Below are 16,040 nucleotides of genomic sequence, written 5' to 3'. Positions count from 1 at the left end.
GAGAAAACTGATTTTGTACTGAGCAATATAACCAGTACACCATTAACTTTTCTTAATATAGCATGATTCAAGGATATATCTTAATGGTTTTTACAAATAAATCCCTTTTTTTTTGAACTGCTATTTACCATTGTTAACAAAAAATTTACAAAATGTCACAGGTTTCTCAGCAAAATCATTATACGAGCGGTCAAATTGTTGTGAAGGTGGAGTAGTGTTTCTTTATACTGAAGTGTTGACAAATTGTAGTTGTACTTTGCTACTTTACGGGTATGATCAGTTTATCAACTTGTACTCCAATATATTACACGCAATGAAAGTAAATCAAAACAACGCCGATATTTCTATCCCCCTACAAAAATAAGGTTTGTAAGCCTTTTAGTTTATTAACCAGTGTTGGTATTGCCTCTTTGGGATTGTTAATAGAGTTGTTGTGAAATAGGAGATAATAGAGAAAACTGACTAAGTAGAAAGAAGTAAAATGTTAAATATTGACAAAATACTTAATCAAGATAGACTCCTCAGAGCTACCACAGGATTGAATCGCAAGGCATTTGATGATTTATTAGTCAGTTTTGAGTCGGTTTATCTTTCACTATCACAAAAAAGTGACTTTCCCCGTCAAAAACGCTTTGGCGGGGGTCGAAAATCTCATCTCAAAACCATTGAGCAGAAACTTTTCTATATTCTATTTTATTTAAAATGTTATCCAACATTTGATTTAGCCGCTATTCTCTTTGATTGTGACCGAAGTCAAGCCTATCGATGGAGTCATAAACTACAAGAGGTTTTAGAAAAAACAATTTGATAACAAATAACAGTCAATGTATTGATTTATAAAAATTGTGAGGTTATTAACTAACCCTGAGAATGGGATTAAATGACCCCTTGAGGATGGCTCGAGGCAGATTTGAACTGCCGACCTTGGGCTTATGAGTCATGGTTTTCTAGCTTAAAAACAAGGCTCTTTCAGCCCGTCGCCTTCTCGTTAATCCTACCAAAATTTGATTACCTGCACGATTCCATCTTAGTAACTGATCGGCGGCGCCTTGGTAGTCACCACGATCCAATAACCTAAGCAAAGTTGAGTTTTTGAAAGCACTAATACCAACGTTGAAAGCAAAGCTGACAAGGGCGGAAAACTGATTATTGTTTATTGTTACTTTTACTGATTGGTCAACCGCTGTCGCGAAGGGTTTTACTGTGGCTAAAAATAATTGATCAGCTTCTTGTTGCGTAATGCGATCGCCTTGTCTTACTCTTCGTCCGTCCGGGTAAAAAGTTGAGCCGTAACCGATTGTCCATACCCCAGCAGGGCATAAATAGGCATTTAACCTTAATCCCTCAAACTCTTTAATTAAATTTAATCCCCTTTGATTAACTTGCCTAAATTGCTTCGCTTGATTTGCATACCGATTAAGCCAAGTTAAAGTCGTTTCCCCTATTAAGTCTGGATGAGTAAGTTTATGTTTTTGTTTAAAATTATTAAACGCTTTTCTAGTTAGTGGCCCTACTATTCCATCAACATCCAATTGATACCCACATTTATTTAACAAGGCTTGTAATTCCTTCGCCTGTGCCGTGGATAAATTATTAATGTGAGTGCTGACCAAATTATTTAAACTCATTTTCGCACCTCGTTTAATGCTTTGTTAAAAAATGCCCGTCGGTGGATCTTCTTTTTCGTCGTAACTGCTCATTGTCTCAAAATCCCGTGACACTCTATTTTTTCTCGGAACAAAGGAAGTGTGATTGTTGAGATAATTATTAAGATCTGCTATCTGATCCACTAAAACTTGATATTTTAATTTAGCAAATTCGCTTCGATGAGCAAGTTGTTTATAAATCGCATCTATCTGGTTTTTTGTGTAAATCAAATCAGTTTCGAGCTTATCTATCAAATCCTTTAATCTTTGAATTTCCTTTTGTTTCCTTAAAAGATTTGCCTGTTGTTGAGATAACCACCAAGTAAAAAAGGGTACTACTACCCCTAAGAAACCAACTAAAATTTGCCATTTTTCCATGAATAAAAATCCCCCAAATGGGGGGAATTGAAAATTATACAAGTGCTTCAGAATCTAAGTCAGTTGTCGTACTTTCTCGACCTTTTTTCTGAGCTTCTTTATCTTCATCCAAAATACGGTTAATAACTGTCAAATCAGCTGCGGCTATTTGATGCCACCCGCCACCGACAACTTTAAAACACAATAAACCCTTAAAAGGTTTAATCTTTGTTTTAGCCGTTCCGATCTCATTATGTAAAGCCGTGGCAACATAAATCAAATTTATATTTTTTTTAGGAAAAGCAATGTAAGCCCGTTTAGCATTTTTAGTATTAGGGATTTTATCTTTTAAAGGAATAAAAACCCTTAACCCTGCTACATTTCGCCCTACTGCTTTACTTCTTTGTGCTAACTGATCATCTCCCTGCGCGTTTACTTGAATAAACGCACTTTCACGAGTCCCCAAAACTGACTCACGGCGCCCAACATCGTTTAATCCATCAAAATCAATAAAGTCCGCTGCCCGTTTTGTCATTCTTGCTGGAAGGTACAATTGCCCACCCAGTGCAAAATTAATGTCTTTAAATTCTAATTCAGCCATAACAGCCCTCCTATATTTTTATATCCCTCCTTTTTATGCCAAGTAATTATTAACTACAAATTCTTGGCGCCCAGCGGCGTTAACTTGGGGAATACCTCCAAAAGTAGCGTTAATGGAAGCTGTACCAGCATCAATATTATAGTTAATTGTTAACTGGTTAAGCTCTGCGATTTCTTCATCTTCTTGGATTAACTGAGCAAGTTCCAATAAGGCTTTAACTTTACTTGTTGAAGTAAGATCCGCCCCAGTAACATCTAAAGTAGCGTCAATACCTGGAATGGCAGCCGCTTCCAAGGGCGCTAAATAATCGACAGCTTCAATTAAAATGTCACCACCTGAAACGCTAGACTCAATAGGTAAAGCCCCGATGGATACTGTCATTGTATCAGTATTAAAGTTAGCAGTTATTAAAATTTCGTCAGGAACTTCTAACCCTGCGGATTCAACTGCCTGCTGCTGAGTTACTGCAATTCGTTCTTGAGTTTGAGTTAATAAAGCTAATTCAACAAAAGCGCTAGGCAAATCAGTACTTTTTAACGTACCAGTCCCGGGAGTAAATAAACCATCAGCCATAAAAAATAATCCTCTTAATCACTTAATAACAATATAGCGATTAATACATCATTTTATCCTCTTGAGCGTATAAGATTAAGAATTAATCAGCGTCAACATTTCTTGAAATTATATACTCTTGATGATAATCTCCTAATACCATAATTACTTGCTCCAGCTTTACTTCTCCCACTCTTTTTTTGCGGTATTTAGTTTTTCTTTCTCCTAAAACTCTAATAATTTCTCTCCCTTTGGCTTCTTCTTTGGTGCGGTTTCCGTCTTCAGTTTGTTTGAAATATATTAGGTTAAATTGCTTCTTTTCTAGTTCGACTAATTTTCTACAAAGAGTAATTGCTTCATTTTCTGATCGTGCAGGTACTCGATAATAAATATTATTATAAGAATCTTTATAAGTATAAGTATCATAACCGCAATAATGCCTAAAACTCTCGGGGAATAATCTATTAACTAAATTTTCGATTCCTTTAACATCAGTTATTACAATCTGATCAGGTTGCTTTGGATACCTGAAGGAAACTTGAAAAGTTTTAGGATCTTTTTTATTATCTTCGTATTTTTTATTCTTTTTAAACTCTTTAAATTTTAATACTATGGAAGTTTGATAATAATGATTATTTTCCTCCCGAGGAATGCCAAAGAAATTACGCCCTATTTGTTGCCCTATATTTTGGGCTAAATTTTGGCGGTATAATTGCATTATTAAAATTTTAATAATTGCTGTTAAAGCTGAGTCATTATCCCCAATAGAAACTTGACTTTTTAAAAGTCGTGCCGCCTTATCTTCATTACTATTAAATAACTCATTATCATCTTTAAAATCATTCTTGACGCTCTCATTGTGAATCTTTCTTAATACTCCCTGTAGCTTTTCCCATTCACTCATGTTATTTAATCACCTTATAGTAATATAATGATTATAGTCTCTTAAATACTTAAAAAATATGGCTGTAATAGATTTAAAAGGGGTTTTGAGTTCTGCTAAGTTTACGGTCGCAGAATACGACGACGTAACGGGAGATGTAACTTTACAGATCGCCACGGGTGAAACCCTAGGGGAAAACGTGATCAAGGAATTAATTTTAGGGTTTGAGGAGAGCGCCCAAGGCAAACGGGAAAATATTAACAGTCCTATCAGTGAGAAATCATTTCCCGACGCGCCACAATTTAGTTTTGCGGTTCGTACCGAGGGGGAAACCACCGAAACTCAAGTTGAGTATCAACCCCAATTAGTGCTTTGGCTTAAATCTTTTGGGGTCACTGATTCGGACGCAGTTAATGCGAGTGATTAATGGCTAGAGAGTGTTTTGTAAAGTGGGACAATGGGGAGTCTTACAAATGTTCCGACGCAAATTGTACCTTTTCAGTAAATGATTCAACGAATATTTATGATCCCAATTTAATTTATCCTGTTGTCGGCGAGTGGAGTATTTTAGTGGAGGGAGAACATACTTATACACAATGGCGAGAGGTGGGGACTTCTGATTGGCAATCCTCGGAGAAAGTAGTAACTTTTGGTTATTTATTATTTTTAACTCCTCTAGGAAAACAAATAAATTTAGAATCAATTGCACAAGAAATATCTCTTAATCAAGCCAGGACAACAATTTCTGTCAATAGCCCTTATGGCGGATCTCCTCCCATTTGGGCGCTCCCTACGAGAACAGTTTTTTGGCCCCCGTTAACTGTACTTAATTCTAGTGATCAGCAAGTAGCTACTCGATTAAGAACAGCTGAAAAAAACGCCCCTTTAAATTTAGATCCTTTTGAAATTCAAGGTAACTCTACCGCTAGAGTTTTTATAAAGAGAGTTTTTTTTAACGGAGTAGATCAAGCAACAGGGGGAGATCCTCAACTTGTGGTTATTGACGGAAGTAATACTTTTTCACGCCCCATAACTACTCCCCTTTCAGCAATAAAATTTTGTTCGGACGAATGCCCACCCGGAACTGATTGCCAATGCGATCACGGCGATCACATTTGCTGTTTTAAACAGTCAGCGGATAAAAAATCTTTTAACTTAATAAAGGTGGTGAAAAAATGAGTCAGTGTTCTAATTTTGCTTCGGAAGATTACGCCAAAAGCCTTGAGCAACGATTAAAAGCCCTAGAAAATAATAAAGGAATATCTAAAGCGGAATTAGATAAAAGTATTCAATTAGCATTAGGCGGTTTTGTGGCTACTCAATCGGCAAATAGTGCCGCCATTGCGCGGTTAGGAACGCAAACGGCAGGATTAGGCGCGACTTTAGGCTTAGTTACTGCTGCTCTTGGTGCTTTGGGAATTGGTTTAGGAGTGGGTAACTCGATTAATTTGGGTGCTTTACGTTCTCAGGTCAATGCTAATTCAAGAGCGATTGATAGTCAAAACAAAGATTATTTTAGTTTAGCTAATCAAATAGGCACAGTAAGAAGGGAAGCAAGAAACGCTCAAAACACGGGAAACAGAGCGCAGAGCCGAGCGGATCAAGCCTTCGGAGTTGCACAATCTGCACAAAGGACAGCAGACCGTGCTTTAAGTTCTGCAACCTCAGCACAGACCACCGCAAATAATGCCTTAAGCAAAGCAAATCAAGCTAATCAAACGGCATCCGAGGCGCGAGGGTTAGCACAAAGAGCTTTAGAGCAATTGGCACTTTTTAGCGCGGCTTTTAACGGAGCAATTAACGCTTTAAAAATTCAGTTTGAAGGTTTAGGATCTAGGCTTAATAATCTCGAAAAAAGAGTTAATGGGGTAGAGCAAACAGTTAATAATTTAAAATCTCAGTTTGATAGTTTCACCCAAAATATTAGTCAACAAATAACAAATTTAACTCAAAACTTTAATAATTCAGTCCAGAACATTACCCAAAATATTACCCAACAAATAACCAACATTACCAATAATTTTTTTACTCTCAGGGAACAAACAAACCAAAATAGTAACGATTCTCAACGAGCGATAAACATAGCAAATCAAGCTCGTAGCACTGCAAACCAAGCTAATCAAAAAGCTGATCAAGCTAATCAAAGAGCGAAATCTTTAGAAGAACAATTAAGGGAAGAAATTAACCGCCGCCAAAAACAAAGCACTATGGATAATTCAAAATTAGATCAGATTATAAAATCTATTTTCGCTACTAATTCAGTAGTTACTACAAATAAGGAAACCATCGATAAAAATAGAGAGAAACTAGAGCAAATTTATAATAGGCAAAATGATCCAGACAAAGAGCCAAACAAACAATTATTACCTTTATTTGTTAATTTTAGAGATCAAATAAATCAAAATACTAACCAAAATATTACTAACCAAACAACCAATATTAATAACCATACAACCAACGTTGTTAATAACAGGGAATGTTGTCCAGCACCTCCCAGAGATCCTATTCTCAATCAGATTTTACAACAAACACAATCGAACGGGGTACAAGCTACCAATAACGGGCGGGGGATTGCCGTTAATACGGGGTTAAATACCTCAATTCAAACTACGGCTATAAATATTAATACTAATGTAGGGAATATTATTAACACCATAGGGAACGCTACCAGCACGGCAACTAATACCCTTTTTGGAAAATTTAATGCTCTTATCCGTACTAATGCTTTTGATAAAGCCCTAAATACTGCTAATTTTATTCTGAATGTCCATAACGCTTTTATGCTTTCTCGGAATTTAGCGGAAAGTATTGGGGATATGGTTAGCTCTGGATTAAGTGTCCTCGGTTTAAAAGATGCTGAGGGAAGCCCAATCAACGTTAATGAAGTCATAGGCAATTCGATTCAAGGCTTAATAACTTCGATTGTTGGAGCAGAAAAATATAGTGCTTTACAACGCAATTTAGCTTCATTAAATAGAATTTATCAAGCAGGATCTAACGTCGTTGATACGGTTCGGAACATGATCGATGATACTTATAACATTTTAGAAACCACGGGGGAATATGTGGGGAAAATTGGTAATGCTCTAAGAGATTCGGGGAATATTTTTGAAGATTCATACGAAAGAATGGAGGAAGAATATGACAAAATACAATCAACCCGTAAACGATTCCAAAAAATATATAAATCCTTGGATCAGGCAGAGGACGCAGTTTCAAGCCTTGATAGTATTTTTGGGGATGTGATCAGCATTCAAGATGGAATAACGGAATTTGAAGAAGGGAAAAGGGAATTTAAAGAAGCTCTGGAAGAAAGAGAAAATACTAGAAGTCAAGAAGAAACCGCCACTAAGCAAACAATCGATAAAGATTTAGAGGTGTTAGATAATGCCGTGGAAAATATTGCAGACTTAGGGCGGTAAAATTTTGAATATTTCTTGGATCGTTCTTATTGCTGTTTCTTCTTTTTATTTGGTGGTAGCCTTCGAGGTGTCTCTTGAGTCTCAGCAATTAGCTCAAGAGCTAACAAGAGATCTGGTAATAGGCTACTTGGGCTATTTGACCCATGCTGTAAAAACGGCATTATCCCAAAATTCAAACAAGAAATAATTACTCTTGATCAACCTGTTCGGTTTCTTTAAAAAAAGCAATTTTAGCACTCATTCCCTTCTCTTTTAATTTAGTAGCAAAATATTCAGCTACTCTTTGATCTCCGGACCATATTAATGCTTGACCTTCATAATGAACTCTAAGAGTAATAATAACGGCTTCTTCTTGACTAAATTTAAAAATTTTCATCAGAGAATCAATGACTGACTCAATGGTACTGATATTGTCATCTAATAAAATTAAATGACATTCTTCATCTAAATTGAAAACCTTTCTAGGTAAAGTATTAGGAATAGTATCACTTGATTGATTATTTTTTTTGCTTGTTTGTTGCCCAGCATTGCTTAAATAATTGGCTAATAAACAAGCTACTAATACCACTAAAAACGTTTCAAAAAATTGATAGGACATCATATAATTTAGATAGATTGATTTTCTACTGGTTATGAAAAAAGGGGGTATCCTATTCCCCCCTAAATTTTATCTTTTCTTGGGCATAATAACCTCCGCTTCAATGACATCATTAAAAGTATTAAGGTTAAGTTGATTTAGTAATTGAGTAATCTTCTGAGTAGCCTTACCATAATTAATTCTTGCCTCATCGTATTGCTCTATCAAAATCCTAATTTGAGGGCTAACAATTTTCTGATCTTCCTGAGTCAAAATAGACAAGTCAGGCAATGATTGAAGGCTATTAATAGCCCTGAATAGCTCAAGGGAATTTTCATTAATATTTTCAGTAAAGGTTTCTAAAGCCCCCATCCAATTAACAAACTTCTTAAGGCGATAAGCATCGGTTTCAGCTTCCCCCCTCAACTTTTTAGCTTCTTTCAATTCATTCTTAGTTTTCCTGATTTGCTCCTCTAGCTCTTGCTCTTTTCCGAGTAGCCTTGCTTTTTCTCGATCTATTTCCTCTTGGGCTAAAAGTTTGGCTTTCTTGTCGATGAGAGTATCTATTTCCACTTGCCGATCGCCCAGTTCCTTTTTTTGTTGAGCAAGTTCCAACTCCTTATCAAAGAATAATTGCTTTTTATCTTCCATCTCTTTGATAGTTTGGTTTTGGGCTTCGTATCTTTCCTCCTTAAATCTAAGAGTAGATTCTACTTTAACCAGTTGAGTTAACCTTGAATCAGATTCTATTTCAGTCTGTTCTAATTGCCCCTCAAGAATACTGATACGGGCTTCGTACTCCGATTTAATTTTGGCTGTAATTTCCTTGATTTCCTTTTCAGTAAGTGCCTTTCCTTTTTCTTGAGTTTTTGATTCTACTTTGCTTAAAATTTGCTCTTTGGTTTCTTCATCAGAATTAGATAATCCAGAAGCTAATCTATAAAGACTTTCTAAGCTGTTTGGTAAAAGTAAAGAATCCTTTACTTTTGGTTCTATTTCTTTAGCAACTTTAATATATTTTGATGCTGTCATTTTTGACCATTTGAACTCTGATTTTATCCAGCTTTCAAAAGTTCCATAAGGTAAAGCATTTTTTACCTCAATCAAGCTATTACCAATCTCGATAATATTCTCCCAGATTGCCTTTTCCCTTGCCTTAATCTCAATGGCAGATTCTTTGGCTAAGGATGCCGTGCTGGTATCTAGTGCAGAATAATCAAATTTTTCCATGCTTAAATTAGTCATCTTTTTCTCCTAAAATCCGATTTAACGTTTCAATTAAATCGTCTAAGTTTTCCCAGTTCTCGCAAACATTATGCTCACCATAAAAAATATCGCTTAATAATTTACCTTCTTTATATTCAAGAGGCAAACTAGAATTACAAACTTCGTCATCAAGAATGTTTTTAAGTTGATTTAAATTGTGTTCAATTATTTTTATGTGTTTTAATTGCTCTTCAGTTTTAGAGTATTTTTTATCCATAAAACTTAAAACTACCAAACTAGCACGGCGAAGGAATTTAACAGCAATTCCTAATTTTTCATAGTCTTGAATTGTCATTGTTTTTTTCATAATTACCTCAACATTTTGTTTCTAAACTCAGTTAACTCGGAAACTTGTAACCTCAACTTGAATAACTCAGACCTCAGATAAGCTAATTCCTTATCCTGTTCTTGAAGGGCTTTTACTGTCTTGTCTAAAATAGACACTATTCTTTGATGATTTTCTGTTAATTTTTCGTTGTTATTCATTGCCTTCTAATTGATTGATAACGATACGGTCAAGCCCTTGTAAGGCTAGGTTATGATTTTCGATAATTGCGTTGTAAGTTTTCGCCGCTTCACTTGCTTCGGCTTCCCAGTAAGTGAGTAAATTATTAAGCCTTGTCAGATAAGGTAAAGTGGGCGCGTTAGCTATTATTTCTTTCGCTTCCTCAAGCCCCCTTTTAATCCGTGATGCTGATTTGTGCAACTCATGAAAGGCTTTATCATTGATTAATTGAGCCTTGGTACGGGCAAAAGGATTTTTGATGCCATTAGGATTTTGGATTTTATGTTGCCAAATCTTCCAAGCCAAATAAGTCTCAATATCATCGAGAAAATAGGCTTTGCCCTTGTCATTGCAATATTGCAGAAAAGATTTACTTACTTTCTTGATGTCTGCAAACTTTTCTAATGGTTGCGTTACTCCTTTTTGGGATAATCCCCCAAGGCTACGCGCAAGTTTAGTCTCTAAAGGACACTTAAGCGATAAGCAGTGTAGATATAGTAATTCGTGCTCTGATTCTTTCATAATTTATCTATAATGAAATGGTTTACGGCGTATATGGTTAAGCCCTTTCGGGGGCTTGATAACTTCCAATTACTTTGATGCGATGGCGGTTATAAACGCTACGATCTACCGTCACAATGCTTTTAACTTCAAAGTAGCTTATTACTTTTCGGACGACTTCCCAACTTACTTTACAATTTCGCCTGATGCCGTCGTAAGTGACTCGTTTATCTGGGGGGTGACGACTCAGGTAGTCAAATATTCTTTTGGTTTGCTGTTTAAAATTATCACTGGGGGGCGGTGCTTTGAGAATTAAATCACCCCTCAAAAATGCCTCCATCCTTTGGTGAGCTTCCCAGCAGTCAGGATGGAAATTTCTATCTCCTTTCTTGACAATATCCCCTTTCCACTGTGTGCCTACCCAACAATACCAACATTTAGGCTGTTCGGGTTGTTCGGGTTGTGGTTCAGGTTGTTCGGGTTCAGGCTCTACATATTGAGCCTTGGGGATAATTTCGCCATTGTCGAGGAAAACATAATTATCTAACTCAGCTTTTAGGCACTTGGGTGATAAACTCACCCCCGCCGTCTTTTGCAAATATCCCTTAAGGGCTTTTATTTTTTCAGAGTCTTTCATAGAACTTAAAAATATAATTAAGCTCTATTGTGTACTATTAGTACATCAATTGTCAATGAGAATTTGAGTAAAGTTTCACAGAATTTCTAAAAATCTGCTCTGGTTCTACATCTAGGATTTGACAAATTTTGAAAAACTTATCCTTTGAAATGACATTCTTTCTACCACTTAACAAATGAGCGACGAAGGCGTAAGATATAGTACCATTGCTTAACTCAGCAATTTTTCTTTGAGACAATTTCCTTTCTTGAATAAGAAATTTAATATTATCTCTAGCTACGTCATCTAAAATTAAACTTTCAATATTACTTAATCCAATCATTATTTTTCCGTTGACATTTATCTTCATATGATTTACTCTTAGAATATCAGTTTTACTCTTAACTGTTAAGTAAGCAGGTGATGCGCTAAATCACCTGCACTCAAAAACGAACAATCACAAAGTGATGTACTCCCATTATATCAGTATGAAAAATACCATTATCAGAGGTGTATTCCATGGATAAATACACCCTAATTATCCGTAAGGAAATTTACTATAAATGCGAAGTCTATGGCGACGAATTAGACTTTGCAGATCCAAGAGGACTACCACCCCAACACGCCGATCTTTTTCTCAACCCCGGCAAGTACGGAAAAATAACAGAGCAACAATGCCAAATTGTTAGCTACGAAAAAGGAAAGATTCAAAGTTTAAATACCCCTTTCCTGATACCCGTCGCCGATGACGAAGTAGTTAACGTGTGCCAAATTGTCGAGATGAGCGTTGACGAGGAAACAGGTGATCTACTGGTAATTCTTGGGGATGGATCATCTATCACTTTTGAACCTGAACAGGCAGGGGAATTTTTAGATTATTTCGATTCAAGCCTCTTTGATAAAGCACCAAAAATCAAAGAATTGAAAGAAAAGTACAAGCCATTTTAGGCAAAGAAAAACCCTCTTTTCCTAACAAAAGAGGGTTAATGATTCAGACAAATAGACGTTTTTTTGGAGAATAATAGAATGTACCCCTCAAGGCAATCCAATAGTAATATTGTAGCACAAAATATACTTAATGATGACCATAAATCATATCTTTTAAGCCGTGGAATTAATGAAAAAGTAGCTTTTAAATATGGCTTTTATACAGCTTCACCGATGGAAGCTAAACTGCTTATAGGTCAACAATTAAAGGGTTTAGCAATCCCTTATTATGATATTAACAAAAAAATCATTGCTCACCGATTACGCCCTCTAAAAAATGACTGGTTATCTAATCAAGAATTAAAGGATTATTACTTAGAATCTAAGGGAGAATTACCCAAATTTTTAAGTAAATCCAAAGGGGAAACCATCGAAGAACAAAGAATTAATAAAGCCTATTTTCCCCCTACCCTTGATTGGAAGAAAATACAGCAAAAATCAAGTATTGATATTCTTATTACCGAGGGTGAAATTAAAGCCCTTGCCTGTTCTTTAAACAACATTCCCACCATTGGCATTTCTGGGGTAAACAATATTTATAACAGCCTTGGTAAGACTAGGGAATTTTTACCCGAATTGGAGTGGGATTGTGATGAGGAATTCAGATCGAGCTATTGGCAGGGGCGTAATGTTGGGTTAATTTTTGACTCAGACATTGTCAGTAAATGGCAAGTGCAAAGGGCATTATGTGTTTTAGCTAAGGAAATTAAAAACCGTGGTGGTCATCCCTTCATGATTTTATTACCCACCGAAGCCAACGGCGAAAAAAATGGGCTTGATGATTTTTTGGTGAGACATGGTGGCGAAGCCCTTGAGAGATTGATTCAACAATTCAAGATTCTTCAAAAGTCAAAATCTCCCATCTTGGCTTGGGATAATGAAGAAAAACAATACTCCTTACAAAACTTAGAACCCATCGCATCTATCAAAGGATTAATGGCTTGGTCATGTTTAAAAGATTCCCTCGTTCATCGTGAAGGGTATGGGTGGTACGAATGGGATAACAAAAAATGGAAGCTGGTAAGTGAATCAAAGGTAATGGGATTACTGCAAAATTTCCGTTACTCCAATGAATGGTTAAATCTTAATGACAAAACCGTATTTGAAGATTTTAAAGGAGGTCTTAGTAAAAGCGAAGTCGAGTTTAACCGTAGTAACATTCTCGGTTTTAATAATGGCTACCTTGACACTGACACTAACGAATTTTTCCCCCATGAGAAAACCTATTACGTAACCTCAATTTTGCCCTTTGACTATAACCCCAAGGCAACCTGTGAAAGTTGGTTAAATTTCCTAAATCAATCCTTGGGTAACGATACCCAAAAAATTGAATATGCAAGGGCATGGATGCGATGGATTCTCACCCCCAAAAATAACAATAAATTTCCCATTGAGGCTACCCTTTGGATTGTTGGTCAACAGGGTACGGGCAAAGGTACCTTTCTTAATATCCTCAGTAACTTAGTCGGTGAGGAAAATTACGGCGTATTTACCCCCGAAGCGATCACCGATACTAATATGTTATTCGGGTTGGTTGACAAGAAACTTGCCATCAACCAAGACGTTACAGGATTTATTTCTAACATCGGCGTTTATAACCGTATCTGCTCTAACGAGTTGGTAAATGTTTGGAATAAATATCATAACCAATTTGCTACCCGTCTTAATACCGTGACCGTTTTGGCAATGAATAAACCCTTATCTTTTTCGGGTAATGGTAGCGAGGGCTTAAAAAGGCGGCTGCACGTTTTGACCTTTGACCGCCCCCCCGAAAATCCTGATTATGACCTCTCAGAAAAATTAGAGTCTGAGTTGTCAGGTATTTTTTCGTGGGTTTGGGGATTGTCATTGACTGACACTAAACAAAAGCTAAAATGGCGCGATACTCAAGCCACCGCAGAAATTTACGAATCTCAACTCACAGAATTATTATTCTTGCGTGAATCATTCCCCGATGGTTGTGGACACATCACCCCCAGTGACCTTTATCAACAATTTGCTGAGTGGTGTAAAAACAATGGCTACCAAGTCAGCAATTCTCAAAACTTTTATTTATCTCTCAAGAAAATTGAAGGCGTAGTAAAAGACAGAAATATGGAAGGAAGATTTTACACTATTCCCTCCATGGAAAATTACCATGATGATAGTTTCAAATCGGTGAAACCCTTGCAGAATATAGACCATGACGGGCATGACAGGTATGACACCCCCCCCATGACAGGTTCAAACCCTGATGATATAAAGGTTATGACGGGTATGACAGGTACAAACCAGAAGTTTTCGGAAGATAAAGAAAAAAATCAACCTACCAAAAAAACTCTCTTGGATCAACCTGTCATACCTGTCATGATCCAGACACAGCAAGGCTTAAGCCCTGTCATGAAACCTGACATGAACAAAAAACCCGTCATGGTTCAGTCACAACAAGGGTTACAGCCTTTTGAGTTAGTTTTATCTGAAGCCTTATTGCAAAAATTAGACATTATTGACAAAGACTTGTTACAAATCTTCAACAATGCAAAATCTGAGCGCGATATTTTTGATGGTCTAATTTCTGCATGGAAAAAAGAAGTAGATCGCCTCGGAAAAAATAAGCAATGGTCAAAATCTGAGTTTAAGAAGAAAACGGGATTAGACAACCCCATGGATGCTGATTATGTTCAGTGGTTAGACTTTATTAGTTATCTCAGAGAGTTAAAAAATACTCCCAAACCATCCCCCAAAAAGCCCGAAGTTAAAAAGACTAAAAAATTCATCCCTAAACCAGAAACCCCCGAAGTAAATTTAAGCGACGTATTACCCCATTTAGAACCCGGCACTGGTAAGCATAAACGTAATTATGTTTGCCCCTGTTGTGAAAAGGATTATTTATCGGTTAATCCGGGCAAGGGATATAAATGTTGGAATAAGGAAACCAATTGCGATACTAAGGAAATTTTTAAAGGGTTTGTAGAAATTCTCAAGGAACATGATCCGACTTGGCAACAATACGAACGTGACCTTGAGCAATGGAAGGAAGAAATTAATGGGGGTGGTGCTAATGCCTAGGGCGAAAAAAGGTACGATCGGGCTAGACTCCCGTAATGGCATTTTACGATTACGGCTACCCCGTCCATGGTTCAATGGCAAATTAAAATGGCTTAACTTAGGGTTCCCTGATACTCCAGAAAATAGATTGATTGCTCAGGCAAAAATAGGGTTAATGACAGCTGATTATATTTATGAGAAGTTCGATTTTACTCTTGAAAAATACCGCCTTGATACCGCCCCCCAAAAGGAACAAATATCAATGTTTGATATTTACTCCCAGTATGTGGACTTTAAAAAGCATTTGGTTAAGTCTTCATCGGTACATAATTTCACCACCACCCTCAACAAACTTAAGGAAATGCCTGATAACGTGATTAAAAATCCGTCTAACATCAGATCATGGTTAGTCGAACATAACACCCAAGAACAGGCACGGCGGGTACTTCAACGATTAACGACTGCTTATGATTGGGCCATTGAGCAAGGCATTTCGGAAGAGCCAAACCCTTTTAAAAAGTTCAAAAAGATTAAGAAGGTTAGTGATCCATCACCAGATCCCTTTACGGCGAATGAAAGAGATTTAATCCTTCAAACCTTTGAAGAAAAAGATCCTTATTTTGCCAACTTTGTTAAATTTCTATTTTTCACTGGTTGCCGTCCGTCCGAAGCCTGTGGATTACGATGGGAAAATGTGGACTTAGTAAATGGGAAAATTATTTTTTGTGAAGCCATTGTCATGGGTAAGCATCAAGAGGGTACAAAAACCGAGTCAAGCCGATCATTCCCTATCAACAATCAATTAAGGGATATTTTAGAATCTCAACCCCATGTTGGGGAAAATGTTTTCTTGAGTGAAAAAAAATGTAATATTGACTTGCATAATTTTACTGCCCGAAAATGGAAGCCGTTGATTAAATCTTTACCTATTCGTTATCGTGGTTGTTATCATTGCCGTCATACTTTTATTACGTTGTGCCTTGATGCTAGTGTACCCATCAAACAATTATCCAAATGGGTAGGAAATTCCCCTGAAATTATCCTTAAGCATTATGCAGGATTATCTAACATTCAAGTACCCGAACTATAAAAAAACAAAG

Annotated in this window: 19 protein-coding genes; 7 read left to right on the top strand and 12 right to left on the bottom strand. The window is 36.7% G+C overall.

Annotated elements, in window-relative coordinates; translation table 11 throughout:
* The first annotated feature begins 481 nt into the window (after window positions 1–481).
* Window positions 482–808, top strand: a complete 327-nt coding sequence (locus A5482_RS12410; protein WP_069791405.1) for a helix-turn-helix domain-containing protein — start codon at window positions 482–484, stop codon at window positions 806–808.
* A 139-nt stretch (window positions 809–947) separates the two neighbouring features.
* Here A5482_RS12410 and A5482_RS12405 read toward each other — a convergent pair whose 3' ends face one another.
* The 5 genes from A5482_RS12405 to A5482_RS12385 form a co-directional block, all read right to left on the bottom strand.
* Window positions 948–1,628, bottom strand: a complete 681-nt coding sequence (locus A5482_RS12405; protein WP_083260467.1) for a glycoside hydrolase family protein — start codon at window positions 1,626–1,628, stop codon at window positions 948–950.
* A gap of 24 nt (window positions 1,629–1,652) precedes the next feature.
* Window positions 1,653–2,024 carry a hypothetical protein gene (locus tag A5482_RS12400; protein WP_141712700.1) on the bottom strand — a complete coding sequence of 124 codons (372 nt, stop codon included), beginning with the start codon at window positions 2,022–2,024 and terminating at the stop codon, window positions 1,653–1,655.
* 34 nt (window positions 2,025–2,058) lie between these two features.
* Window positions 2,059–2,604, bottom strand: coding sequence for a hypothetical protein (locus A5482_RS12395; protein ID WP_069791403.1), 546 nt, complete (start codon window positions 2,602–2,604; stop codon window positions 2,059–2,061).
* A 33-nt stretch (window positions 2,605–2,637) separates the two neighbouring features.
* Window positions 2,638–3,126, bottom strand: a complete 489-nt coding sequence (locus A5482_RS12390; RefSeq protein ID WP_141712699.1) for a hypothetical protein — start codon at window positions 3,124–3,126, stop codon at window positions 2,638–2,640.
* Window positions 3,127–3,259: 133 nt separating this feature from the next.
* A complete protein-coding gene (locus A5482_RS12385; RefSeq protein WP_069791401.1) occupies window positions 3,260–4,060 on the bottom strand; it encodes a hypothetical protein in 801 nt (266 codons plus the stop codon).
* A 58-nt stretch (window positions 4,061–4,118) separates the two neighbouring features.
* On the opposite strand from A5482_RS12385, the gene A5482_RS12380 reads away from it, so the two are divergent.
* The 3 genes from A5482_RS12380 to A5482_RS12370 are packed head-to-tail and all read left to right on the top strand — an operon-like array spanning window position 4,119 to window position 7,461.
* Window positions 4,119–4,466 (top strand): hypothetical protein, encoded by a 348-nt coding sequence (locus A5482_RS12380; protein ID WP_069791400.1) that lies wholly within the window; start codon window positions 4,119–4,121, stop codon window positions 4,464–4,466.
* On the top strand, window positions 4,466–5,218 hold the full coding sequence (locus A5482_RS12375) for a hypothetical protein (protein WP_069791399.1): 753 nt from the start codon (window positions 4,466–4,468) through the stop codon (window positions 5,216–5,218). The genes A5482_RS12380 and A5482_RS12375 overlap by 1 nt, the downstream gene beginning before the upstream one ends.
* Complete coding sequence (locus A5482_RS12370; RefSeq protein ID WP_069791398.1) at window positions 5,215–7,461, top strand: alanine-zipper protein; 2,247 nt, start codon at window positions 5,215–5,217, stop codon at window positions 7,459–7,461. The genes A5482_RS12375 and A5482_RS12370 overlap by 4 nt, the downstream gene beginning before the upstream one ends.
* A 187-nt stretch (window positions 7,462–7,648) precedes the next feature.
* Here A5482_RS12370 and A5482_RS12365 read toward each other — a convergent pair whose 3' ends face one another.
* The 7 genes from A5482_RS12365 to A5482_RS12335 form a co-directional block, all read right to left on the bottom strand.
* Complete coding sequence (locus A5482_RS12365) at window positions 7,649–8,062, bottom strand: ATP-dependent Clp protease adaptor ClpS (RefSeq protein ID WP_083260466.1); 414 nt, start codon at window positions 8,060–8,062, stop codon at window positions 7,649–7,651.
* Between the two features lie 66 nt (window positions 8,063–8,128).
* Window positions 8,129–9,283 carry a DUF3102 domain-containing protein gene (locus tag A5482_RS12360; RefSeq protein WP_069791395.1) on the bottom strand — a complete coding sequence of 385 codons (1,155 nt, stop codon included), beginning with the start codon at window positions 9,281–9,283 and terminating at the stop codon, window positions 8,129–8,131.
* Window positions 9,276–9,599, bottom strand: a complete 324-nt coding sequence (locus A5482_RS12355; protein WP_141712698.1) for a hypothetical protein — start codon at window positions 9,597–9,599, stop codon at window positions 9,276–9,278. Before A5482_RS12355 ends, A5482_RS12360 begins: the two co-directional genes overlap by 8 nt.
* 14 nt (window positions 9,600–9,613) lie before the next feature.
* A complete protein-coding gene (locus tag A5482_RS12350) occupies window positions 9,614–9,790 on the bottom strand; it encodes a hypothetical protein (protein ID WP_161486841.1) in 177 nt (58 codons plus the stop codon).
* Window positions 9,783–10,331 (bottom strand): hypothetical protein, encoded by a 549-nt coding sequence (locus A5482_RS12345; protein ID WP_069791393.1) that lies wholly within the window; start codon window positions 10,329–10,331, stop codon window positions 9,783–9,785. Before A5482_RS12345 ends, A5482_RS12350 begins: the two co-directional genes overlap by 8 nt.
* 37 nt (window positions 10,332–10,368) lie before the next feature.
* A complete protein-coding gene (locus A5482_RS12340) occupies window positions 10,369–10,947 on the bottom strand; it encodes a hypothetical protein (RefSeq protein ID WP_069791392.1) in 579 nt (192 codons plus the stop codon).
* Window positions 10,948–10,999: 52 nt separating this feature from the next.
* A complete protein-coding gene (locus A5482_RS12335; RefSeq protein WP_069791391.1) occupies window positions 11,000–11,269 on the bottom strand; it encodes a helix-turn-helix domain-containing protein in 270 nt (89 codons plus the stop codon).
* Window positions 11,270–11,445: 176 nt separating this feature from the next.
* Here A5482_RS12335 and A5482_RS12330 point away from each other — a divergent pair, with 176 nt between their 5' ends.
* The 3 genes from A5482_RS12330 to A5482_RS12320 all read left to right on the top strand — a co-directional run bounded on the left by A5482_RS12330 (window position 11,446) and on the right by A5482_RS12320 (window position 16,030).
* Window positions 11,446–11,874 (top strand): hypothetical protein, encoded by a 429-nt coding sequence (locus tag A5482_RS12330; protein ID WP_069791390.1) that lies wholly within the window; start codon window positions 11,446–11,448, stop codon window positions 11,872–11,874.
* A gap of 78 nt (window positions 11,875–11,952) precedes the next feature.
* A complete protein-coding gene (locus A5482_RS12325) occupies window positions 11,953–14,961 on the top strand; it encodes a phage/plasmid primase, P4 family (RefSeq protein WP_069791389.1) in 3,009 nt (1,002 codons plus the stop codon).
* Window positions 14,954–16,030: a site-specific integrase gene (locus tag A5482_RS12320; RefSeq protein WP_161486840.1), complete on the top strand. Its 1,077-nt coding sequence runs from the start codon at window positions 14,954–14,956 to the stop codon at window positions 16,028–16,030. The genes A5482_RS12325 and A5482_RS12320 overlap by 8 nt, the downstream gene beginning before the upstream one ends.
* The last annotated feature ends 10 nt before the right edge of the window (window positions 16,031–16,040 follow it).

Source organism: Cyanobacterium sp. IPPAS B-1200, assembly GCF_001747005.2.
Classification (GTDB): domain Bacteria; phylum Cyanobacteriota; class Cyanobacteriia; order Cyanobacteriales; family Cyanobacteriaceae; genus Cyanobacterium.
This window is presented reverse-complemented; position numbering and strand designations above follow the sequence as displayed.